Below are 20,289 nucleotides of genomic sequence, written 5' to 3'. Positions count from 1 at the left end.
GGGATGAATGGGCGTTTTTGGGTGGTGAATGGAAAACAGGGTGTTGCACGTTCTGTGCAACACCCTTATCACCCTGCAAACTGACTGTTGTACAGCTCCTTGTAAAACCCTCCCTGTTCCATCAGGCTCTGGTGGGTGCCCTGCTCTATGATTTTCCCGTCTTTCATCACCAGGATCCGGTCGGCGCTGCGGATGGTGCTGAGCCGGTGAGCCACGATGAAGCTGGTGCGGCCTTCCATGAGCTTGGCAAAGGCGTTCTGGATCTGGATCTCGGTCCGGGTGTCGATGCTGGAGGTGGCTTCGTCCAGGATCAGCATGGGCGGCAGGGCCAGCATCACCCGGGTGATGCACAGGAGCTGTTTCTGTCCCTGGCTCAGGCTGTCGTCGTCCACCACCGTATCCAGCCCCCGGGGCAGCCGGCGGATGAATTCCCAGCTGTGGGCTTCTTTGGCGGCCTGGATGATCTCTTCTTCGGTGGCTCCCGGCTTCCCGAAGGCGATGTTCTCCCGGATGGTCCCCTGTTTCAGCCAGGTTTCCTGGAGCACCATGCCGTAAGTCCTCCGGAGAGAATGCCGGTCCACTTTCCCGGTATCCTGGCCGTCGATGGCGATGGTCCCCCGGTCCACATCGTAGAACCGCATAAGCAGGTTGATGAAGGTGCTCTTGCCGCAGCCGGTGGGCCCTACAATGGCGGTGGTCTGGCCCGGTTCCACCTGGAAGTTGAAGTCTTCGATCAGAGGGCGTTTTTTATTGTAGGAAAAATACACATGGGAAATGTCCACGCGCCCTTCCCGGAACACCAGTTTCCGGTCCGGATCGGCGCTCTGGGGAGTCTCTTCGATGAGAGCGAACACCCGGGCAGCGCAGGCCAGGGCATTCTGGAGCTCAGTGACCACGGAGCTGATGTCCGTAAAGGGCTTCATGTACTGGTTGGCGTAGTACAGCAGCACGGTGAGCCCCCCTACGGTAAGTCCTCCGCCCAGGATCTCCCAGCACCCCACCAGGGCCACCAGGGCATAGATGGCGTTGTTCACCGCCCGGGTGGACGGGTTGGTGAGGGAGCTGTAGAACAGGGTTCCCTGGGTGGCCTGCTGCAGCTCTTCGTTAAGGCTCCGGAACTGGTCTGAAGAACGTTCTTCATGGCAGAAGGCCTTCACCACTTTTTCGCTGCCGATGGTTTCGTTAATCAGGGCGGTCTGCTTCCCCCGGATGGCGGTCTGGTTCTGGAACAGCCGATAGGACCGGCTGGCGATGAACCGGGCCACCAGGAAGCTCACCGGGGTCAGGACGATCACCATGAGAGAAATGTTCCGGTGGGTGGAAAACATGAAATACAAAGTGAGCACAATGGTCACCAGCCCGGAAAACAGCTGGGTGAACCCCAAAAGCAGCCCGTCGGAAATCTGGTCCACGTCGGCGATCACCCGCTGGACCAGGTCACCAGTGCTGTGGCCGTCCAAAAAGGACAGGGGCAGCTGCTGGATCTGACGGATGGCCCGGCTCCGGATATCCCGGACGGTGTTGAAGGCCAGTTTGTTGTTGATGAGATTCATGGCCCAGGTGGCCAGGCTGGACAGGACCACCAAAAAGAGGATCTGGGAAGCATAGCGGCCCACCAGGGGGAAATCCACCTGTCCCGGTCCCAGGATCCCGTCAATGGCCCGGCCGAACAGGATGGGCACATAGAGCTGGAGGGCTACAGAAGCCCCGGCCAGCACCAGGCTCCCTATAAGGAGCATCCGGTAGGCGTCGATGATTTTCCAGACTTTTTTCAGGGTAACCCAGCTGGAATTGTTTCTATCCATGGACATCAGGCTTCCTCCTTTCCCTGGCGGATTTCTTCCGCCCGGCGGCCGGGATACTGGGAATCGAAGATTTCCTGGTACACCGGGCAGGTTTCCAGCAGCTGGAGATGAGTTCCCTGGCCCACCAGTTTCCCGTCATCCAGCACCAAAATCACATCCGCCTGGCGGACGCTGCTGGTCCGCTGGGACACGATGAATACGGTCATTTCCCCTTCCAGGGCCTTGATGGCCTGGCGGAGATGGAGGTCTGTGGCAAAATCCAGGGCACTGGCGGAATCGTCCAGGATCAGGATATCCGGTTTCTTCACCAGGGCCCGGGCAATGGTCAGCCGCTGTTTCTGGCCTCCGGACAGATTCCGTCCCCCCTGTTCCACCAGAGCATCCAGCCGGCCTTCTTTCCCCAGCACCACATCTTTGGCCTGGGCGGTTTCCAGGGCCTGCCACAGTTCTTCGTCGGTGGCATCTTCTTTGCCCCAGCGCAGGTTGTCCCGGATGGTGCCTTCAAAAAGCACTGCCTTCTGGGGTACCAGGGCGATTTTTTCCAGCAGATGGCCGGCCGGGTACTCCCGCACGTCCCGGCCTTCTACTTCCACCTGGCCCCGGGTCACATCATAAAAACGGGGAATCAGGTTCACCAGGGTGGTCTTGCCGCTGCCGGTGCCCCCGATGATTCCCACAGTACTGCCTTTGGGGATGGCAAAATCCAGATCTGTCACTGCTTCGGCGCCTCCGGCATAGCCAAAGGACACGTGATGGAAAGCCACGGCCGGTCCCCCGCTCACCGGTTGAAGGGGTCCGTAAGCAGCGGGACTGGTCATGGAACTTTCCACCTCCAGGATTCCCTGGATGCGGCTTGCACAGGCTGCCGATTTATTCAATGTAATCATCATACTGCCCAGTTTCACCAGTTCAATGATCATCTGGGCCATATAATTGTAAAGAGCCACCACATCCCCCTGGGCCATGGCCCCCAGTTCCACCCGTAGGGCACCCTGGCGGATCAGCACCACCGTGGCCAGGTTCACCAGCAAATAAGTGCCCGGTGTCATCAAAGCGGACCATCGGCCCACATGAAGGTTCTTCCGGGTCAGGTCAGCATTCCGGCTGTCGAATTCCCGGATTTCCGCCTGTTCCCGGCAGAAGGCCCGGATCACCCGGACCCCGGTCAGGTTTTCCCTAGTGGTCTGGAGCAGTCTGTCCAGAGTTTCCTGGACCCGTTTGAACAAAGGGATGCTCCGGAGCATGATCCCCAGCACCACCACCAGCAGCAGGGGGATGGCCACGGCAAACACCAGGGCACTGGGCACATCGATGAAAAAGGCCATGACCATGGACCCGAACACAATGAAGGGACTCCGGAGCAGCAGCCGCAGAGCCATGTTCAGCCCGGTCTGGACCTGATTCACGTCACTGGTGAGCCGGGTGATCAGGGTATCGGTGCCCAAAGTGTCCAGTTCCCTGTAGGACAGTCCCTGGATATGGTCGAACAGAGCCTGCCGGAGCCGGGTAATGACCCCCACGCTGCCCCGGGCGGCGAAATACTGGGCGGTAAAGGAAAAGCCCATGCCCAGCACCATGAGCCCCATAAGCACCAGGAAGCAGCGGAACAGGAAGCCTTCGTCTCCGGTGGAAAGTCCCTGGTCGATCATGGCAGCGATCACCAACGGCACCGCCAGATCCATCAGGGCTTCCAGCAGTTTGAACAAAGGGGCCAGGATGCAGTCCCAGCGGTACCCCTTAAAATAAGAAAGAAATTTTTTCATAATCAGCACCTCATTGCTTGAACTGTCTTTATCTTACCACCGGAAATACTATATAATAAATATTGAATCTATTGAGAACCATATATTTTCCATATAGGAGGATGCATTATGAACCTGGAACAGCTGAACTGTCTCATTGCAGTGGTGGAAGAAGGGTCCATTTCAGCAGGGGCCCGGCGGCTGAACCTGACCCAGCCCCCGGTGTCCCTCCAGCTCCAGCGGCTGGAAGCCCAGTGCGGGGTACGGCTGCTGGAACGGGGCGGCCGGAAGATCCGTCTCACGGAAGCGGGGAAAAGCCTCTATGACACGGCCAAACGGATCCAGACCCTGACCCTTGCGGCCCAGGAGGACATGAAGAATTTCCAGCTGGGAAAAAAAGGCAGTCTCCATCTGGGGATGATCTCTTCTGGCGCCGGAGAACGGTTTTTCCGGGGTGCCCGGTATTTCGCCCAGAAGTACCCGGAGATTTCCATCCAGCTGTACGAAGGGAACACCTACCAGCTGCTGGACGCCCTGGAAAAGGAAACGGTGGATCTGGCCGTGATCCGGACCCCCTTTTCCAAAACCCGGGTGGAAGGAAAGGTGCTGTGCCGGGAACATTTCTGCGCCCTGGGGAGCCAGGACCTGTTCCCCCAACACCTGCCGGAGGCCTTTACCCTGGAAGATCTGGAGGAGCTGCCCCTTCTGGGATACCGGCGGTGGGAGCGGATCATCCAGGAAATCTGCCGGGGCCGGGGTTTTTCCCTGTATTTCCGGTGCCTGGCGGATGATGCCCGGAGCTGCCTCCAGTGGGCCCAGGCGGGACTGGGGGTGGCCCTGGTGCCGGAAAGCGTGGTGAACCTGAGCCAGAACCTGAATGCGGTACCGGTCCGGGAAGAAAAGCTGGAAAGCCAGGTGGTGCTGGTCCGGAAAAAAGGCCGGCCTCTTCACGAAACCGCCCGGCTGTTCTGGGAAAATTACTGAGGAGGGCGGTACCATGAAACTGTCTGCACAGGAAAAATGCAAACTAGCAGGCCTGCTGGCTCGTCACCAAACCCCCGACCCTGACGCGTAGGGGCGCGCCAGAGGCACGCCCTCCCCGGCCTCCCGGAGGGATCTTCCCTTTCCCCCTTCTCTTCTCTTGCTTTTTCACGCATTTTTGCTATACTTATGGTAGAAGGTATTACATGTATTACGAGGGAGGATTTCCTATGAGCACCATTTCTCTTCGGGTCAGCGATGAAGAAAACAAACTGATTCAAAATTATGTGGCCGCCAATAATCTGAATCTTTCTTCTTTTATCCGCAGCCTGGTGCTGGATAAAATCGAGGAGGATATGAAACTGGACGAGGACCGGATCCTGCGGGCCCGGGCACTGCTGAAGAAAGAAAAGACCTATGATCATACAGAGGTCTGGAAAGAGCTGGGCATTTAATATGTACCAGGTACGGTTCTCTGAACACGCGGTAAAAGAACTGAAAAAACTGGATAAACAAACGGCCCGTGTCATTAAAAACTGGGTGGTTAAAAACCTGGTGGATACAACAGATCCCCGACAGCATGGAAAATCTCTTACGGGAAACTTGAAAGGGGTGTGGCGATACCGGGTAGGAGATTACCGGCTGTTTGCCGAAATCCAGGATGATGTGCTGATTGTATTTCTTTTTGAAATTGCTCACCGACGGGAAGTTTATCGGTAATCAAATGAATTAGAGCTGTTGCAGGTATATGCAGCAGCTCATTTTTTTCAATAGGTAACAGTGAAAACCGGCGGCCGGGACGGGCTTCCCTGCGGGCAGCCCCTACCACGTTGGAATCGAGGGATCTCCTTCAATCGGATTGGACGTAGTTAGCGTAGGGATGATTGCTATTACGCCCGTACAATCGGTGTTTTTTGCGGGCTCCCCGGCGTGGAGCCCCTACGGTACCGATTTACGCACCGAAATACAGACCGTGCACCGAACCCCCGACCCTGACGCGTAGGGGCGCGCCAGAGGCACGCCCTCCCCGGCCTCCCGGAGGGTTTCCTGTGCCAATTTTCGTTGTAAAAACAACATACCGGTTTCTTTTTCCATGCTATATTGTTTCCAGGAAGACGAAGAACGTAACATTATCCATGGTAACAGGAACAAATGGAAGGAGAATCGGTATGAAAAATCTGGAATGGAACGATAAAATCAGCAGCTTTAAAAAAGTCGACGTGCGGGGCATTGCCGGGAATTTCCTGGAAGGCCTGAAAAAACAGGCGGCCAAGCTCCCTGTGGGCCAGGGACTGGAAGTAATCCAGACCTTCGAACCCATCCCCCTCTACGAAGTGATGGAAATGCTGGGCTATGAACATGCCACTGAGAAAAAGGCCCCCAACGAATACCACGCCTATTTCTACCGGACCGAAAACAAAGGGAACACGGAAGAAGCCCCGGAACGGCCGGCGGTGATCACCAACTACCCCATGATTGACGAAAAACTGGGCGAACTGGCAGTGGAATTCTGGGATATGACCTGGAAAAGCGAAAAACGCTACCTGGATTACAATATCCGGCTGCTGCTCTCCCTGGCCAATGCAGTAGGTGCCGGGCGGATGCGCCAGGCCATGCGGGAACTGCTGAAGGCCTATGCCAACGGCCTGGATTCCCGGGCCCTGGATGATGTGTTCGAACAGCTGGCCTGGAACATGGGCATCGGCTTCTTCAGCTCCGAAATCGCCCCCTCCCCCCTGTTCCACGCCTACAAACTGATCAAACAGATGGAAAAGCAGGGCAAAGAAAGAGCCGAAATCAACCAGCTGCTGAAGGAACATTTTTCCGACAGAAAAGGCTCTCACACCCTTCCTTCACATCCCGGTACGTGCTGACAAAATCCCCCGTATACCAGGGGTCGGCGATTTCCCGGGGATGATCGGTGAAATCCAGCAGCAGGTGGATTTTGCCATCCGGGTCTCCCCCGGCGATCCGGCGGATCTCCCGAAGGTTCTCATCATCGAACCCAATGAGCAGATCATAGTACCCATAATCTCCCCGGGTCATCTGCCGGGCCTTCCGGGGCGCATAGGGAATATGGTGGAGATCCAATTGCTCCCTGGTCCCCCAGTGGGTGTCATTGCCAATTTCCTCCCGGCTGGTAGCCGCCGAAGCGATTTCATAAGCATCGGCACAATGATGACGCCGAACCAGCTCCTTCATGACAAATTCCGCCATGGGGGAACGGCAGATGTTGCCGTGGCAAATAAAAAGTATCCTAGTCATGGACACAAAACTCCCTTCTATGCCAAAATATGCCGAATTAATGCGGGTTTGCAGGTTTCATCTGTTCACGAAGAAAAGGACATAATTTTGCAAAAAACGGCACAACTTTCCCCGTTGTAGTAGTAAAACGGTAGTAAAACGAGCTGTTCTTACTACTGCACTTTTTGTGGGGTGAAATTTTCTCTGTTATTATAGCAGATAAATAGTATCACTGTCGGCTTTGGTGTTTGGGAAAGCCTGACGGAAACCACACAAAATCTTATGTCTGCAGATAGTGAGTGTGTCTGTTACAGAAAAAAATCATTCATCACCTTCAGAGAGTAAGATGTCCCTTAATACCAATTCGATTTCATAATCCCCCCATTTTTGGATTGTGTCAATAAATTCCTGCAATTCTGCCTCGTCCGTAAAATAACTGTCGATGGATAGTGTTTGAGCACCAGTTATCTGATAACAGTGGTTGATATGGCTGTGGCACTGAGTAAGATAATCCAACAGGGACTTCATAAAACCGCTGTGTGGGGTTATTTTTATAAGGGCATGTGTTTTATAACCATATATGGGGCAGTTGACATTCACGGTATAGTGATGGACAACGCCCAAATCAGTCAGGCGGTCAAGACGATTCTTGACCGCCTGACTGGTTAAGTGAACGCGTTTTCCCAGTTCAGTCATGGAAATTCTGGCCTCTTTATGCAGAATGCTGAGGATTTCATGGTCAGTTTTGTCAATTTTTTTGTTGTTGGCAGGTAAAAAATTCATGGCAATGCTCCTAACTTGAAAACTTGAAAATTTCAAGTGATTTGTCTGCATCTCTTGAAATCCTGTATCGTAAGTAAAATTCTAGCAAAGTATAATCACAATGTAAATTAAATTGTGATTCAGAGGAGGAAATGAAATGAAGTGGAGAAAAACTTTAATGGCTGCATTCTTGGGAATGACGATGATGACGGGCAGTGCCTTTGCACAGGTTTCTTACCAGCATGTACGCAATGCTACGGGCAAATTGGCGTACAACGATACGGTATTTTTGATAGACCCCATGCTGGCAGAAAAAGGCCGTTATGAAGGCTTTGCTGGTTCTTTTAACAGTGAGGTGCGCAATCCCAAGGTGGACTTGCCCGAATCAAAGGAGGATGTATTAAAGAATGTTGATGCGTTAATTGTCACGCATACCCATCTTGACCATTGGGATGAAGTAGCTCAGCAGTTCATCAACAAAGATATTCCTGTATTTGTGCAGGATGATAAGGACGCTACTGAAATTCGCAAGGAAGGTTTCCGCAATGTTCAGGTGCTGGATCGGGATATCGAGTTCCAAGGGGTGCGCCTGACCAGAGTAGAAGGCACGCATGGTACGGAAGAGATGTATGCCAATCCCGCTTATAGCGTACTGCTCGGAGAAAGTATGGGCGTGGTCTTTGCTGCTCCCGGTGAAAAAACTACTTACCTGATGGGCGATACGGTCTGGACGGCCCGGGTTGATAAAACGCTACAAAATCGTCAGCCCGATATTCTAATTATGAATACTGGTTATGCTAAGTCCATCTGCTACAATGATTCCATTATTATGGGTACAGAAGATGTAGGCAGAGCGGCAACGAGAATGCCAAAGGCCAAAATTGTAGCGGTGCATATGGATGCCATTAACCATTGCACAGTATCACGCAAAAATATGCGCGACTTTGTCCATAGCAGAAAGTTAGACAAACAGGTAGCTGTACCGGATGATGGACAGATCATAAATTTTGATAAATAAGAACGTAACAAAGTGAGCTGTTGCATGTGAAATCGCGTGCAACAGCGTGATAAAATGGGGCTGTTGCACGTAATGTGACGTGCAGCAGTCCTTTTTCATGTACAAAAAGATAATCCCGGGGCTTAAATACCTCGGGCTGTTGCCGGATAATTACAGAGCAGGCCCGCAATCTTCTTAAGACGGAGGGCCTGCTTTTTTGCCCTCTGGGCGGCCGGGGATGGGCTCCCCTGCGGGGAGCCCCTACCACGTTGACGTCGGTGGCTCGTGCATCTGGCGGGCCTCCCGGCGTGAGGCCCCTACGGCATCGCAATGGACCATTTGCACCTTCCGTCCCGCTCTGCACTCTTCGCTCTTCACTCTGCACTTAGCTTTGGCAACCGGATTACCTTGGGCTGGATCTCGCCCACCTGCTCCAGTTCTTTCCGTTATATCCCTATTGTCTTCCAAAAAAACTGACAAAAAGAAGACTTGCAGGCACGCGATAAAAAGTAATTTTCTTTACATTTTCCTTAATTAACGTTACAATAGCTATGAAAGGAGATGATTGCTATGTCCGATACAAAGACCCTGAATCTTCGTGTCGATGCGGATCTGAAGCATCAGGCGGAATTGATTTTTTCTGACCTTGGTATTCCTACCTCTACGGCCATCAATATGTTCCTGCGTTCGGTTGTACGTCATGGAGGAATTCCTTTTGACTTGCGTCTTTCTGCCAACCAACTGGAGACTCTGCAGGCAATCGATGACGTAAATCATCATCGGAACCTGAGTAAAACCTATGATTCCGTAAAAGACCTTATGGAGGATCTGAATGCTTAAGATCCGCTACCGCAAGCAATTCAAAAAGGATTATAAAAGGACTGTCCAGCGTCCAGGACATAAACCAGAGCTTTTCCAGGATGTTCTTGAAATCCTGGTTAAAGAACAGGTACTGCCGGTTAAATATCGAGATCATGCCTTGTCTGGAGATTATATCGGATTCTAGGAATGCCATATACTGCCGGATTGGCTGCTGATTTACAAAATCGAAGAAGATATCCTGACATTGACTCTCACCCGTACAGGAAGCCACAGTGATTTGTTCGGATAATCAGCAGGTACTCTTTGTGACACAATATTTACCAAGATAAAATCCCTGTTGATAAAATGGGCTGACCTCCAATCATCAAGAATAGCTCCATGTCTTTTCTTGCAAAAAAAGGTCCGCAATCTTCTCAAGACTGCGGACCTGCTTTTTTTGCCCTCTGGGCGGCCGGGACGGGCTCCCCTCCGGGTAGCCCCTACGCCGTTGGGGTCAAAGAACCAACGGAAAATCAGAGAAACGGGATCGTCGAAACATCCGTTTTTAAGACGGCTGGATCAAACATTCGATTGCAGCGCCGTAGGGGCGTGCCGCAGGCCCGCCCTTCCCCGGCCCTCCCGGAGGGTTCTGTTCGGGAAAATCCCCTGGATTTTTGTCCTTTTGTTTTCCTGAACGCTGCTGTAAAATAGTATATCAACGATACCTTTCAATAAATGCCTCATAAAAATCGCTACGCCGGCCTAGATCTTCAATATCTGCATCAATGAAAGCCTGTAAATCTTTTTTCATCATTTCATAAAGATGCTGGGATACTAAAGGATCCGAATAGACAGTATGCACCATGTCACCATATACACCACAAGTAATGGCATCATATGGCCGACAGCGTTCCAATGTTATGCGGCACGAACCTTCATATTCTTCATCCTGAAGAATGATTCCACCCTCTGAACCAATAAGATCATTTTTAATTGACTTCCACATTTCATTTTCTCCCTTACTCGGTTCGCAAAAATAATTCATGATAGGCGGTTATCTCAACAGCTCAGATATTTAAAAATCTTCATACTCATCCTTCGTCCCGGTCAATTCTGCCCACCGGGCTGCCAGAAGTTTTGCATAGTCAACATAGAACAGCCCGTAACTCCCCAGTGCATATCCAAACTTTCATTTTGTTCACTTCCCTTGCTTTCTGGTGATATCCAAATCTTTCTTATTCTCAGTATATCATATGAGCTGTGCAAAAAAGTGGACAGAAAGCAGGCCCGCAATCACTACGACTGCGGGCCTGCTTTTTTTGCCCTCTGGGCGGCCGGGAGGGGCTCCCCTGTGGGGAGCCCCTACGGCGTTGGGGGCGGTCCCTCTCGTTTGATCGATTGGATGGTGATTACGTGAGAACCGGCGTTGGCAGCCGGCCCGCATGGGCCGCCTCCTTACACTCTCTGTCCTGAATCATCTTGTAAACAAAGGAGGAATGAACCAATGGCAGCAGCGAAAGACCTGACTGCAGTGACCCTGCAGCTGGAAGTGAAGAATGGGGTGGATAAGAATGACCAGCCCAAATTCAAGAACATCAGCTATGACAACCTGGACACCAAGGCCACAGCGGACCAGCTGGCGGAAATGGGCAAAGAATTCGGCGGGCTGATGGAAGAAGCTCCCCACGGACTGTACGTGGTGGAACGGCATCAGCTCACGGAAGAAGCGTAAAGGAGGCATGACAGATGGCAGATTCCCGGAAATTGGACCTGATTTTCAAAGACAGCAAAAAAGCCACCAAGAACATCCGCATCCCCAATCCCCGTACGGACGTGGATAAGGAAGCGGTGCTCCCGGTGATGGAAAAAGTAGTGGAAAGCAAGATTTTCCTCTCCCGGAACAACCTTCCGTTGGAAACCGTCCAGGCAGCCAAGGTGACGGACGTACAGGACCTGTTGGCGGACCCGGCCGCTGACGAAAGCGCCGAGGGCTGACCATGGACAACCTGACCCTGCTGGCCGACCAGGCTGCTCAGTACGGCTTCCCCATGGTCATCTCCTGGTACCTGTTGGTACGGATGGAAGAGAAACTGGAGAACCTGTCCCAGAGCATCGAACGGCTGCGCATGGCAGTGAAGATGGAATAGAGAAAAAGCGTGCTGCGAAAAAAAATCTCAGCACGCTTTTTTGTCAATGGTCAAGAGAGATATCGGACCGGCTCTTGCGGGCCTATCAGATTTAAGACGTCAGACCGGCCCTACCGGACCTGACGTCTTGTTCAAAAATTCTCCTTATTCTCCCTGTAAACTTCCGGCAAAATAGCGGCCAGGTTGGTAAATTCCTTGATATTGTGGACAAAAAGGCCCCGAGCCACTTCCACCGGTACCGAATCCCCTTCCGGCAGAGCCTTGATAATCTCCCCCTGGTGCAGGGCATATCCGATCCAGAACCGGGAACAGAACAGGACACCCTCTTTATACGGGAACCATTTATGGGTCATGGCCGCCCCGCAATCCCCTGCCCCAATGGCGCAGACCAAGGACTGACAGGCTGCAGTCCCCAGCAGGGATTCATCATACCCGAAATCTCTGGGCCGCTTGAACTGCAAATGCAGGAAGGACGTTCCGAAGCCGATATCTTCCATAATGTAATGATCCACATCCCAAGTCTTTTGGGAAACAGGGACGGAAGGGTCGCAAACGTATGCCGCATTGTTGGCACGGGCAAAATAATGATCCTCCGGGTCCCAGATTTTGTAACGGAGGTCAGAGCCTACGCTGTGCCAGGGGAACCACCAGTCCAGCATATCGCCGGTCACTCCGGGCATATAGGTTGCATTGCAGACAAACCCTGTCCCGTCAGCAGCCACGCCATAGCCCACCTGACAGAATTCCTTGTCCATCCCCTGGAGGAAACGGTTCCGCTCTGCAAAAGGAACGGCAGGGACCGGAGAAGGTTCCTCGATCAGGGCCAGTTTCGCAGCCGGCACCTCCGTCATTTTCCGCTGGAACAGGGGATAATAGGAAAGGGTTTTCTCTTCCTTGCTGACGCCCACTTTTTTCCCAGTATACAATGTCATAAAAAGACCGCCTTTCTTGTTCTGTTTGCTGACTTGTGATACGATTGTATCACAGTAAACAGGCTCCAACTACCCACTCCTGGGATATAGAACAGAAAGGCGTAAAAATGTATCATATTGCAAATGATCCCCGGGCCAGGAAAAGTGCGGAACTGATTGCCCAAAGCGTCCTGGCTCTTTCCAAGAACAAACCGGCCGACCGGCTTTCCATTGCAGCCATCCAGCGGGCATCCTCGGTCAGCCGCAGCACTTTTTACCGTCTCTTCGACACCCCGGTAGATGTGCTGCTTTGGCAGATGGACCAACTTTTTGCCGGTTTTGTCAGGGAATTGCCCAAACAAGGAACCCGGAAAGCCGTCCTTTTCTCGTTTTTCCAAACCATTATGGAACATGCAGAATTGTTTGCCGCACTGGAAAAATGCAACCGGCTGGATGCCCTGGCCCAGAATCATCGGCGGTATTTCAAAGATATGGGCTCTTTGCTCGGCATTCCTTCCCAACTGGAAGAGGCAAGTCGAGAATACCTCATTGACATCATGAGTTACCTGCTGCCGGTTGCCATTTCCACCTGGATCCATCGGGGACAAAAAGATACTCCCGAAGAAGTCTATCACTACTTTTGGCAAAGCATCCGTACCATCGCCAACCTGGATGCATTGTAAGCCGGAGGGGAATAAGACGTCAGAAACGGTCCTGCGAGCCTTGAGATGTCAGACGTCAGCTTTGTTCTGACTAAGTAGAAAGACCGATCTGCTCATCGCCAACCAGCTGACGTCTGACATCTGATAGGCCCGGATGAGCCGATCTGACTTCTTTCTATTCCATCCTCTAAACCAAACGTGTAAGGCAATTGACTGTCTTCCAATGCCGTCTGCAAAGGAGTGAGTATATCTGTTTTACTGGCAATCGCCAAATCCACATCCGAAGTTGTTTTGTAATCTCCTCTGGCTCTGGAACCAAATAGTTTGACCCATGATAACGTATCTCGAAATCGGTCAAAAATGCGGCCGGGATGGGCTTCCCTGCGGGGAGCCCCTACACCATTGGGGTCGGGCACTCTCGTTTGATCTGTTGGACGGTGACAATATGGACATCGGGGGTACGATAAAAAACGAAACTCCCTGCCCTCCCTGGTCCCCCGACCCTGACGCTGTAGGGGCGCGCCGCAGGCCCGCCCTTCCCGGCCGTCGGTTTTCCCACGTTCAGAAGCATCTGCCCCCGGCAGATGGTCTCCTTCTTCCCAAAGTCACTCTCCTCCGGCAGCCATCTGGCCCTGATGATATCCCCGGTTTCAGAACGGATGACCATTGGTTTTATCCTGACGATTTTTCCAATTAGATTTTCCAGACCCTCTATGCTCATGGTTCTTTTCCTTTTCTACCGTTTTTAGAATATTGTCTTTCCAACTTTTCCTGCAAATCCTATTCTCTAATAAATATTATGTGTGTTGTCAAAGAATAATTGCAAACATACATAGTTAAATACAGTATAACATATTATCATGGTGCCATGGTGCTGGGAACGGTGCGGCTCTCCTTCCATTACCGTGGAGTCCATCCTTTGTTTCCATAAAAATGGAAGCTGTGAAAAAATGGGCATCCCATTTTTCACGGCTCCCTGTATTCATGCGCCAAGGCTCTTTTGCAGCTCCCCGGCAATCGCCTCCAGTCTGTCCTGGGGAAGTCCCAGTACTTTGTCGAAGGGGGCTTCCGGAGTGACGACCTGGAGCACATCCGGCTTGATGGCAGCTACGGCATCTCGGAAGACACTGAGGGATGCGGAATCGTCGCTGTACCCTCTGACTACAGTGATTTCCAGGTGGAAGCGGCCCGGGTAGGATTTCCGGAATTCTGCCATATTCTCAATATGCTGACGGACCGTATAGCCTGCAAGAGGTCTCTGGGCTTTCTGGAAAGCTTCTTCCCGGCCCATTTTCAGTTCACCGATTACTTCTTCACAGGTGCCGGCGAGGGCCGCGTACTTCTGGTTTCCGTACAGATAGCCATTCGACAGGAGGCGAACAGGGACATTTTCCTTGTGGATGGTATGGATCACCTTTTCTAGGCCTATTAGAAGCAGTGCCTCGCCCAGTGAATTGATGAAAACCAGGTCCGGCTTCACCGCACGGATCTTCTGCTGCAGGTCCAGAATGGCCGCGTCCAGATTCCCCACATTCACCGGGTCCTGGGTCTGCTGATGGGGCAGCTTCCGGCTCACAGGGCAGAAAATGCAGTTAAAATTGCAGTATTTGCCAGGGAACAGGTTCAGTTCGAGAATGGTTTTCCCGTTTTCTTCATAGGGATCTTTGTAAAAAAATGATTCCATCATGACCTCCTGTAATAAAAAATGCCGCATCCTCATCTGCTAAGACCTGACGATGGGGATACGGCCCTACTTCTGACGACTCGGCAGCCGTCAGCACCGGATTTTTCAGTTACCGAAAGAGATTATAGCAGATTCTCCTTCTAAATTCAAAGGAAATTAGAAAAATTGGTTTTTGCAGATTGCTAGCGTTCGTTTTCCTGGTACTCAGTCCTGTATCAGTCCCTCAAACCCATGGCTCTCGCCTGTTCCAAGTCTTTCTGTGACTGTTTGGCCGGATATCTGTCGACCGCTGACAAGACTGTTAAATCAATACGCCCTCCAAATGATCCACTTCATGCTGGATAATCTCTGCCGGGGAATCTTTGAAAGTCTTTTTCTGCTTTTTGAATTTCATATCCTGGAATTCCACTTTGATTTCCTGATACCTGGTGACTTTTCGGGTCCCTGTGAGAGACAGACAGCCTTCTTCTGTTTCGTAAGGCCCTTTCTTCTGTGTGATTGCCGGGTTGAACATCACCAGGTCCATGATTCCCAGGCTCACCACAATGATGGTCTTTGGTACTCCGATCATATTGGCTGCCAGTATAACAAATAGCCTATCCAAAAATCCCGACAGAAAAAGGTCCGCAATCTTCTCAATATTGCGGACCTGCTTTTTTGCCCCCTGGGCGGCCGGGACGGGCTCCCCTGCGGGTAGCCCCTACCACGTTGGGATTGAAGTTACAACGAAAAATCAAAGAAACGGGATCGTCGAAATATTCGTTTTTAAGACGGCTGGATCAAACATTCGATTGCAGCGCCGTAGGGGCGTGCCGCAGGCCCGCCCTTCCCGGCCTCCCGGAGGGTTTTCGTAAGGTCTTAAATCTTATCCAATATAAATAATGTCTACATATGGTAACACTTCTTTCAATGTTCGATGCCCAATCATAAAATTGTTTAACATTTCCTCAAAACTTTTAAAGTCTTGAGTTGGTTCATCCGTTTTTCCATAAATATCAGTCGTACACGAATATGAAAAGCCATCCTTGATTCCAGGATAAATGGCAAATTGTAAAGTTGGAGAATCGTATACGAAATCATCCAACATATACGATTTCAACTCATCAGCAGTCATTAAATTCACCGTCCTCTCCTGTAAATCCTTTGGCACCAGGAGACACTTATCCCCATGAGATCGAGCCCCACATTGCTGGCATTCTATGGTGAGGCATGATTCTGATTTTTCAAATCTTACCGTTAAGGGTCCACCGCACTTGGGACATTTTAAATTTTCAACATCTTGGGCAGACCCATAAAAAATCGTATTTTCCAATTCGTCCCATGAATTCAATGGAGCACCTTTTTCCTGTTCAATAGAGTAGATTTGATGATCCGTCAGACTCTTAACCTGCTGTGAAGGTCCAACATATCTTACCTTCATTTTTCTCTCCCTCTGGTTCTTTTTACCCACAGCTGAATTTATCTTCCTGCGTTATGTTCATTATAGCAAATGCCCTATCCAAAAATCACGACAGAAAAAAGCCCGTAATCCCTCGACTGCAGGCCTGCTTTTTGCCCCCTGGGCGGCCGGGGATGGGCTTCCCTGCGGGGAGCCCCTACACCGTTGGGGTCATAGGTTCGTGCATCTAACGGGAACGCCGGGCCTGCGAGTCCTACGGCATTGCAATGGCTCGCGGCTCGTCTTTCTGCACCCAACTCCGACGCAGACGTGGTAGGGGTTCAACCAAGGCAAATCAATCCTGGCCACCACAAACTCAAAGTCAAAGATTCAGAATTAGGAATGCCAGTTTTCCTGTCTTTCGCCAGGTCAATCATGGATGTTCACCGTAATCTTTTTTGTTCAATACCAGAGAACCGTATATTTTTCAGGGTAAAATCCCTGTTTGTAAAATTTATGAATCGTTAAAACTGCATGCCTTGCATAAGCATCCCACTTCTGTGGATCTCGTTGAACCAGTTCTAGTTCGCCGGTTGTTTTATCGATAGCAATCAATCCATACCCGTATTCATTCTCTTTACCTTCTGGGACATATTTATAGGCAACTTTTTCCTCCGTAATTTCCTGCAAAAATAAATCGACCATTTTGCTATGCTCCTGCTTGACACGCCTTACCCTGGCCGGCCAGCGGCCGAAAGTCTTTATTCGATTGAGGTCCTAGTAACTGAGTGGCGAAGATTTACAATCCTATCGTTGGGTCTGCCCCATACCAGGTTTCAACATCCCGTTTACGCTTGTCTTCAGTATGATCGTTCCAGACTACGTTATCAATCCAGGATATCCCAAACACATAGTGTTTAGTTTTTGTATTCCTGTCAATCAGGAAAGTCATTCCATTTTTCAGATATTCCACATCATAATCATATCGATCAGAGAACCGTACATTTCCTATGTATCCTGACTCACATTCAAGACCGATGGACATTTTAAACCCGCAATCATTATAAAAGCTTTGACATTCCAGACAGTCACCACTTTCCGACATTCTTTCATAGGATAAACCAGTTTCAAAAACACATGCCAGGGTATGATTCTCTCCATCAGGGGTAAAATGGATGGCAATCTGATATCTTCCCAGAACATGAGGACACTTTCCTTCCAAATTCCTTCCCCTTTGTGCAACATAGGGGATTGGTTTTCCATCGATCAGGATTTTGATTTTGCCAAAAGGTGTTAGAAGCGTTTTCGTTTTCTTTTCATCATCAGCCGTCATTAAATTCACCGTCCTCTCCTGTAAATACTTCGGTATCAGGAGACACTTATCCCCATGAGATCGATCCCCACATTGCTGGCATTCTATGGTGAGGCAGGATTCCGATTTTTCAAATCTTACTGTTAAGAAGCTACCGCACTCGGGACATTTTTAATTTTCAACATCTTGGGCAGACCCATAAAAAATCGTATTTTCCAATTCGTCCCATGGATTCAATGGAGCACCTTTTCCCTGTTCAATAGAGTAGATTTGATGATCCGTCAGACTCTTAACCTGCTGTGAAGGTCCAACATATCTTACCTTCATTTTTCTCTCCCTCTGGTTCTTTTTACCCACAGCCGAATTTATCTTCCTGCTTTATATTCATTATAGCAAATGTCCTGTCCAAAAATACCGACAGAAACAGGCCCGCAATCACTACGACTGCGGGCCTGTTTTTTTGCCCTCTGGGCGGCCGGGATGGGCTCCCCTGCGGGTAGCCCCTACCACGTTGGGGTCGGGCACTCTCGTTTGATCTGTTGGACGGTGACAATATGGGCATCGGGGGTACGATAAAAAACGAAACTCCCTGCCCTCCCTGGTTCCCCGACCCTGACGGAGATTATGATTATGTGGCGCTTATAGGGTTGATAGCCGGGATTTACCGGATGGTCTCGATGATTTCTCCGATATACATCGTGTGCGGCACACGGCCTTTGGTATAGAATCCCTCGATGACATCCGCTGGCATTTGCCCCAGCTGAAGCTCATGGCGGTAGATTTTCCGGACGACAAAAGTAATCTCTGCTTCTTCGTAGGTCACGCCATGCTCCAGATATTTTGGGGTGAGACCGCTGGCCTTTGCTTTATCCATATCCCGGCCGGATTTGCTTCCCATGATGCCGAGAGCTTTCTGATACTTCTTGTTGTCAAAGAACGAGACAGTGTAGTAGTCGCTCTTTTCCATGAAACCATACGTATAACGCGCCGGATTGACAAATACTGCGCAGACATTCTTCCCCTTGTGAGGCATACACCAGAGTGTTCCCAGCATACCCCAGCTAATCGTCATCGAATTGAAGGAGTCTTTATCGCCGGCGGTCAGGATGCCCCACTGGTCATCAAAGAGTTTGAAAATCTCTGGCTGAAAATCTTTCGTATTCATAAAAGTTTATCCTTTCACAACAAAACAGTTACTGCTGGCTGGCCAGTCTCTTTCCAAGATCAAAGGCCGCCTGCAGGTCTTTCGGGAATTGCTCGGCGTGATGCGCTTTCTTTTTCGTTTCATCCCACGATGCCATACGGTATCGGCTGTAATCCGGTACCTGCAGCGTATCGCAAGAAGCCAGTATTTCCGTTTTCCCGTTCAGGAAATGGAACGGCCAGAAGTATTCTTCCATGCGCGGTTTGTAGTGCTCATCGTAGTAGTTCTGGTCTGCATTCATCGTAAGGATAATGCCGACATCGATTTTTCCCGTAAACGTGCTCTTATAATCATCATAGGATAGTGCCGGAAAGGTCGAGCGGACCATAAAGGAACGGACCTCGCCCGTTGGTTCCCCGAAGTAAATTGGCGAGCCGATGATAATTGCATCTGCCTCATAGACTTTCTCCAGCGTTTCCGTCAAGCCGTCCTTCCAATAGCATTTCCAAGGCACGGCAATCTTTTTATTCTTACATGCCAGGCAGCTGCGACAGTCGGTAAAGTTCAGATTATATAAGTCAATAGTCTCGACGCTGGCTCCGGCAGAAACAGCACCTTCCCTGGCAGATGCCAGGAGTTTTGCAGTGTTGTTGTTCTTCCGGGGGCCACCATTCAGTATCAGTATCTTTTTCATAGGAATCTCTTCTCCTCTATGATTTTTTGTTGATATCGCCAATGTACTCATAACCGCAGGCCGCGCAAAAATAGATTATGCTTCGCCGTCACATGGATCGTCGACGTAATCGACTTCCGCATAGCCAGCGCAAAGTGTGATTTGATGTTTCTTATTGCCTGGGATGACGTATGTATCGCCCTGCTGATACGTCCTGGTTGCGCCATCCATTGTCAACAGGCATTTACCGCTGACAACAATTGTCCACTGTTCCGCATGGGCATGCTCTGGAAAATAGACTTCTTTTTCCGCACTGACGAAGTAGACCGTGCCTGTAGACGTATGGCCCACGCGAACCGTCAGCCCTTCTATACCATAGTCACGTTGTGGAACATGGCGGATGATTTCTGGAAAAACAGACATATGGATAATCCTCCTGAGTAGGTTTCTTGTTTTTTCAACCTAAACTTATGCTTTCTTGAAGACTGTCTTTGGTTGGCCGCAGAGCGGGCATACATAATCATCCGGCTCGTCGTTGATATCGCCAATGTGCTCGTAACCGCAGACCGCACAAATATAGCGGACCTTGCCTTCCACATCAATCTTCGGACCGTATTTGGAAAGGATTCTCCCAAGGATAACACCGTGATGACCTTCTTCTTTGGCAAAGGCTTCCATGTCATCAGCCGCAGCTTCGAATCCTGCGCCGCGTACCTTATCTGCCAGAGCCTGTACTGAACCTTCACCTTTTGCTTCTGCTTTGGCAAGGCCGTAGACAAGCGTCCAGAAATCCTGCGGATAGTCGCCGTTTATGGCCGCGTAAAAACCAGCATGCTTGGCTTCCTGATTGCCGGCTTCGATAAACGTATTAACGATTTCCTGATTCATGCCCTGCTCGCTGGCAATACGTGCCAGTGCATAGTACATCATGACGCCCTTGGCTTCGCCCTGCGCCATCATCTTCATCATCGGTGCCAATTTCGTGTCTTTCGTCATTCCGTAAATACTCATAGTAAATTCTCCTTTTTCCTGCACAATTTTTATAC

At 50.6% G+C, this 20,289-nt stretch carries 28 protein-coding genes and 2 pseudogenes; 11 read left to right on the top strand and 19 right to left on the bottom strand.

The window, feature by feature from the left end:
* Positions 1 to 68: 68 nt before the first annotated feature.
* Positions 69 to 1,811, bottom strand: coding sequence for an ABC transporter ATP-binding protein (locus tag ACTQY5_RS00730; protein ID WP_441368643.1), 1,743 nt, complete (start codon positions 1,809 to 1,811; stop codon positions 69 to 71).
* Positions 1,811 to 3,568, bottom strand: coding sequence for an ABC transporter ATP-binding protein (locus ACTQY5_RS00725; protein ID WP_441368642.1), 1,758 nt, complete (start codon positions 3,566 to 3,568; stop codon positions 1,811 to 1,813). Before ACTQY5_RS00725 ends, ACTQY5_RS00730 begins: the two co-directional genes overlap by 1 nt.
* Positions 3,569 to 3,676: 108 nt before the next feature.
* Between ACTQY5_RS00725 and ACTQY5_RS00720 the strand changes: the two genes are divergently transcribed.
* From ACTQY5_RS00720 to ACTQY5_RS00705, 4 genes are all read left to right on the top strand, one after another.
* Positions 3,677 to 4,531 carry a LysR family transcriptional regulator gene (locus ACTQY5_RS00720; RefSeq protein ID WP_022488287.1) on the top strand — a complete coding sequence of 285 codons (855 nt, stop codon included), beginning with the start codon at positions 3,677 to 3,679 and terminating at the stop codon, positions 4,529 to 4,531.
* A gap of 227 nt (positions 4,532 to 4,758) precedes the next feature.
* Positions 4,759 to 4,983, top strand: coding sequence for a type II toxin-antitoxin system RelB family antitoxin (gene relB, locus ACTQY5_RS00715; RefSeq protein WP_022488288.1), 225 nt, complete (start codon positions 4,759 to 4,761; stop codon positions 4,981 to 4,983).
* Between the two features lies 1 nt (position 4,984).
* On the top strand, positions 4,985 to 5,248 hold the full coding sequence (locus ACTQY5_RS00710) for a type II toxin-antitoxin system RelE family toxin (protein ID WP_022488289.1): 264 nt from the start codon (positions 4,985 to 4,987) through the stop codon (positions 5,246 to 5,248).
* Between the two features lie 449 nt (positions 5,249 to 5,697).
* Positions 5,698 to 6,402, top strand: coding sequence for a DUF2249 domain-containing protein (locus ACTQY5_RS00705; protein WP_154488279.1), 705 nt, complete (start codon positions 5,698 to 5,700; stop codon positions 6,400 to 6,402).
* Here ACTQY5_RS00705 and ACTQY5_RS00700 read toward each other — a convergent pair.
* Both ACTQY5_RS00700 and ACTQY5_RS00695 read right to left on the bottom strand, forming a co-directional pair.
* Positions 6,326 to 6,793 (bottom strand): low molecular weight protein-tyrosine-phosphatase, encoded by a 468-nt coding sequence (locus ACTQY5_RS00700; protein WP_154488278.1) that lies wholly within the window; start codon positions 6,791 to 6,793, stop codon positions 6,326 to 6,328. The genes ACTQY5_RS00705 and ACTQY5_RS00700 overlap by 77 nt on opposite strands.
* A gap of 300 nt (positions 6,794 to 7,093) precedes the next feature.
* The gene (locus ACTQY5_RS00695; protein WP_022488291.1) at positions 7,094 to 7,555 is read right to left on the bottom strand and encodes an Lrp/AsnC family transcriptional regulator; all 462 of its coding nucleotides are present in this window, start codon (positions 7,553 to 7,555) and stop codon (positions 7,094 to 7,096) included.
* A 136-nt stretch (positions 7,556 to 7,691) separates the two neighbouring features.
* Between ACTQY5_RS00695 and ACTQY5_RS00690 the strand changes: the two genes are divergently transcribed.
* The 3 genes and pseudogenes from ACTQY5_RS00690 (at position 7,692) to ACTQY5_RS00680 (ending at position 9,642) form a co-directional block, all read left to right on the top strand.
* Positions 7,692 to 8,552 (top strand): MBL fold metallo-hydrolase, encoded by an 861-nt coding sequence (locus ACTQY5_RS00690; protein WP_154488276.1) that lies wholly within the window; start codon positions 7,692 to 7,694, stop codon positions 8,550 to 8,552.
* 549 nt (positions 8,553 to 9,101) lie between these two features.
* On the top strand, positions 9,102 to 9,371 hold the full coding sequence (locus tag ACTQY5_RS00685; RefSeq protein ID WP_154488275.1) for a type II toxin-antitoxin system RelB/DinJ family antitoxin: 270 nt from the start codon (positions 9,102 to 9,104) through the stop codon (positions 9,369 to 9,371).
* Positions 9,364 to 9,642, top strand: a pseudogene (locus tag ACTQY5_RS00680) (type II toxin-antitoxin system YafQ family toxin). The gene ACTQY5_RS00685 and the pseudogene ACTQY5_RS00680 overlap by 8 nt, the downstream one beginning before the upstream one ends.
* Positions 9,643 to 10,047: 405 nt before the next feature.
* Here ACTQY5_RS00680 and ACTQY5_RS00675 read toward each other — a convergent pair.
* Together ACTQY5_RS00675 and ACTQY5_RS00670 are read right to left on the bottom strand one after the other, a co-directional pair.
* On the bottom strand, positions 10,048 to 10,338 hold the full coding sequence (locus ACTQY5_RS00675) for a hypothetical protein (RefSeq protein ID WP_229778480.1): 291 nt from the start codon (positions 10,336 to 10,338) through the stop codon (positions 10,048 to 10,050).
* A gap of 69 nt (positions 10,339 to 10,407) precedes the next feature.
* Positions 10,408 to 10,515, bottom strand: a pseudogene (locus ACTQY5_RS00670) (ATP-grasp domain-containing protein); the annotation flags it as partial.
* Between the two features lie 321 nt (positions 10,516 to 10,836).
* On the opposite strand from ACTQY5_RS00670, the gene ACTQY5_RS00665 reads away from it, so the two are divergent.
* From ACTQY5_RS00665 to ACTQY5_RS00655, 3 genes are read left to right on the top strand one after another with little or no spacing between them, the layout of a single operon-like run.
* Positions 10,837 to 11,064 (top strand): DUF1659 domain-containing protein, encoded by a 228-nt coding sequence (locus tag ACTQY5_RS00665; protein ID WP_441368641.1) that lies wholly within the window; start codon positions 10,837 to 10,839, stop codon positions 11,062 to 11,064.
* A 14-nt stretch (positions 11,065 to 11,078) separates the two neighbouring features.
* The gene (locus ACTQY5_RS00660; RefSeq protein ID WP_441368640.1) at positions 11,079 to 11,327 is read left to right on the top strand and encodes a DUF2922 domain-containing protein; all 249 of its coding nucleotides are present in this window, start codon (positions 11,079 to 11,081) and stop codon (positions 11,325 to 11,327) included.
* Positions 11,328 to 11,329: 2 nt separating this feature from the next.
* Positions 11,330 to 11,479, top strand: a complete 150-nt coding sequence (locus ACTQY5_RS00655; protein ID WP_441368639.1) for a YvrJ family protein — start codon at positions 11,330 to 11,332, stop codon at positions 11,477 to 11,479.
* Between the two features lie 131 nt (positions 11,480 to 11,610).
* Here ACTQY5_RS00655 and ACTQY5_RS00650 read toward each other — a convergent pair whose 3' ends face one another.
* On the bottom strand, positions 11,611 to 12,411 hold the full coding sequence (locus tag ACTQY5_RS00650) for a DAPG hydrolase family protein (RefSeq protein WP_441368638.1): 801 nt from the start codon (positions 12,409 to 12,411) through the stop codon (positions 11,611 to 11,613).
* Positions 12,412 to 12,518: 107 nt separating this feature from the next.
* Here ACTQY5_RS00650 and ACTQY5_RS00645 point away from each other — a divergent pair, with 107 nt between their 5' ends.
* Positions 12,519 to 13,073, top strand: coding sequence for a TetR/AcrR family transcriptional regulator (locus ACTQY5_RS00645; protein ID WP_022488297.1), 555 nt, complete (start codon positions 12,519 to 12,521; stop codon positions 13,071 to 13,073).
* A gap of 92 nt (positions 13,074 to 13,165) precedes the next feature.
* On the opposite strand, the gene ACTQY5_RS00640 is transcribed toward ACTQY5_RS00645, so the two are convergent.
* From ACTQY5_RS00640 to ACTQY5_RS00585, 12 genes are all read right to left on the bottom strand, one after another.
* Positions 13,166 to 13,468, bottom strand: a complete 303-nt coding sequence (locus ACTQY5_RS00640; protein WP_326831123.1) for a nucleotidyltransferase domain-containing protein — start codon at positions 13,466 to 13,468, stop codon at positions 13,166 to 13,168.
* Positions 13,447 to 13,773, bottom strand: a complete 327-nt coding sequence (locus ACTQY5_RS00635; RefSeq protein ID WP_229778485.1) for a hypothetical protein — start codon at positions 13,771 to 13,773, stop codon at positions 13,447 to 13,449. Before ACTQY5_RS00635 ends, ACTQY5_RS00640 begins: the two co-directional genes overlap by 22 nt.
* A 261-nt stretch (positions 13,774 to 14,034) precedes the next feature.
* Entirely contained in the window at positions 14,035 to 14,739 is a 705-nt protein-coding gene (locus ACTQY5_RS00630; protein ID WP_195839634.1) for a radical SAM protein, read from the bottom strand.
* A gap of 298 nt (positions 14,740 to 15,037) precedes the next feature.
* Positions 15,038 to 15,340, bottom strand: a complete 303-nt coding sequence (locus ACTQY5_RS00625; protein WP_441368637.1) for a peptide deformylase — start codon at positions 15,338 to 15,340, stop codon at positions 15,038 to 15,040.
* 261 nt (positions 15,341 to 15,601) lie between these two features.
* On the bottom strand, positions 15,602 to 16,186 hold the full coding sequence (locus tag ACTQY5_RS00620; RefSeq protein WP_441368636.1) for a hypothetical protein: 585 nt from the start codon (positions 16,184 to 16,186) through the stop codon (positions 15,602 to 15,604).
* Between the two features lie 390 nt (positions 16,187 to 16,576).
* On the bottom strand, positions 16,577 to 16,819 hold the full coding sequence (locus ACTQY5_RS00615) for a hypothetical protein (protein WP_154488269.1): 243 nt from the start codon (positions 16,817 to 16,819) through the stop codon (positions 16,577 to 16,579).
* Between the two features lie 94 nt (positions 16,820 to 16,913).
* On the bottom strand, positions 16,914 to 17,456 hold the full coding sequence (locus ACTQY5_RS00610) for a hypothetical protein (RefSeq protein ID WP_441368635.1): 543 nt from the start codon (positions 17,454 to 17,456) through the stop codon (positions 16,914 to 16,916).
* 141 nt (positions 17,457 to 17,597) lie between these two features.
* A complete protein-coding gene (locus tag ACTQY5_RS00605; protein ID WP_288174562.1) occupies positions 17,598 to 17,783 on the bottom strand; it encodes a hypothetical protein in 186 nt (61 codons plus the stop codon).
* Positions 17,784 to 18,087: 304 nt separating this feature from the next.
* Positions 18,088 to 18,591: a flavin reductase gene (locus ACTQY5_RS00600; RefSeq protein ID WP_441368634.1), complete on the bottom strand. Its 504-nt coding sequence runs from the start codon at positions 18,589 to 18,591 to the stop codon at positions 18,088 to 18,090.
* Positions 18,592 to 18,619: 28 nt separating this feature from the next.
* Positions 18,620 to 19,264 carry a flavodoxin family protein gene (locus tag ACTQY5_RS00595; protein ID WP_298671192.1) on the bottom strand — a complete coding sequence of 215 codons (645 nt, stop codon included), beginning with the start codon at positions 19,262 to 19,264 and terminating at the stop codon, positions 18,620 to 18,622.
* A 75-nt stretch (positions 19,265 to 19,339) separates the two neighbouring features.
* Positions 19,340 to 19,666 (bottom strand): cupin domain-containing protein, encoded by a 327-nt coding sequence (locus ACTQY5_RS00590; protein ID WP_441368633.1) that lies wholly within the window; start codon positions 19,664 to 19,666, stop codon positions 19,340 to 19,342.
* 45 nt (positions 19,667 to 19,711) lie between these two features.
* The gene (locus ACTQY5_RS00585) at positions 19,712 to 20,254 is read right to left on the bottom strand and encodes a rubredoxin-like domain-containing protein (protein WP_302174445.1); all 543 of its coding nucleotides are present in this window, start codon (positions 20,252 to 20,254) and stop codon (positions 19,712 to 19,714) included.
* Between the last annotated feature and the right edge of the window lie 35 nt (positions 20,255 to 20,289).

The sequence above is a fragment of the Acidaminococcus sp. HCP3S3_H5 genome, assembly GCF_052122235.1.
Classification (GTDB): domain Bacteria; phylum Bacillota; class Negativicutes; order Acidaminococcales; family Acidaminococcaceae; genus Acidaminococcus.
The sequence above is the reverse complement of the archived record's forward strand: the minus strand, read 5'-3'. Positions and strand labels throughout refer to the sequence as shown.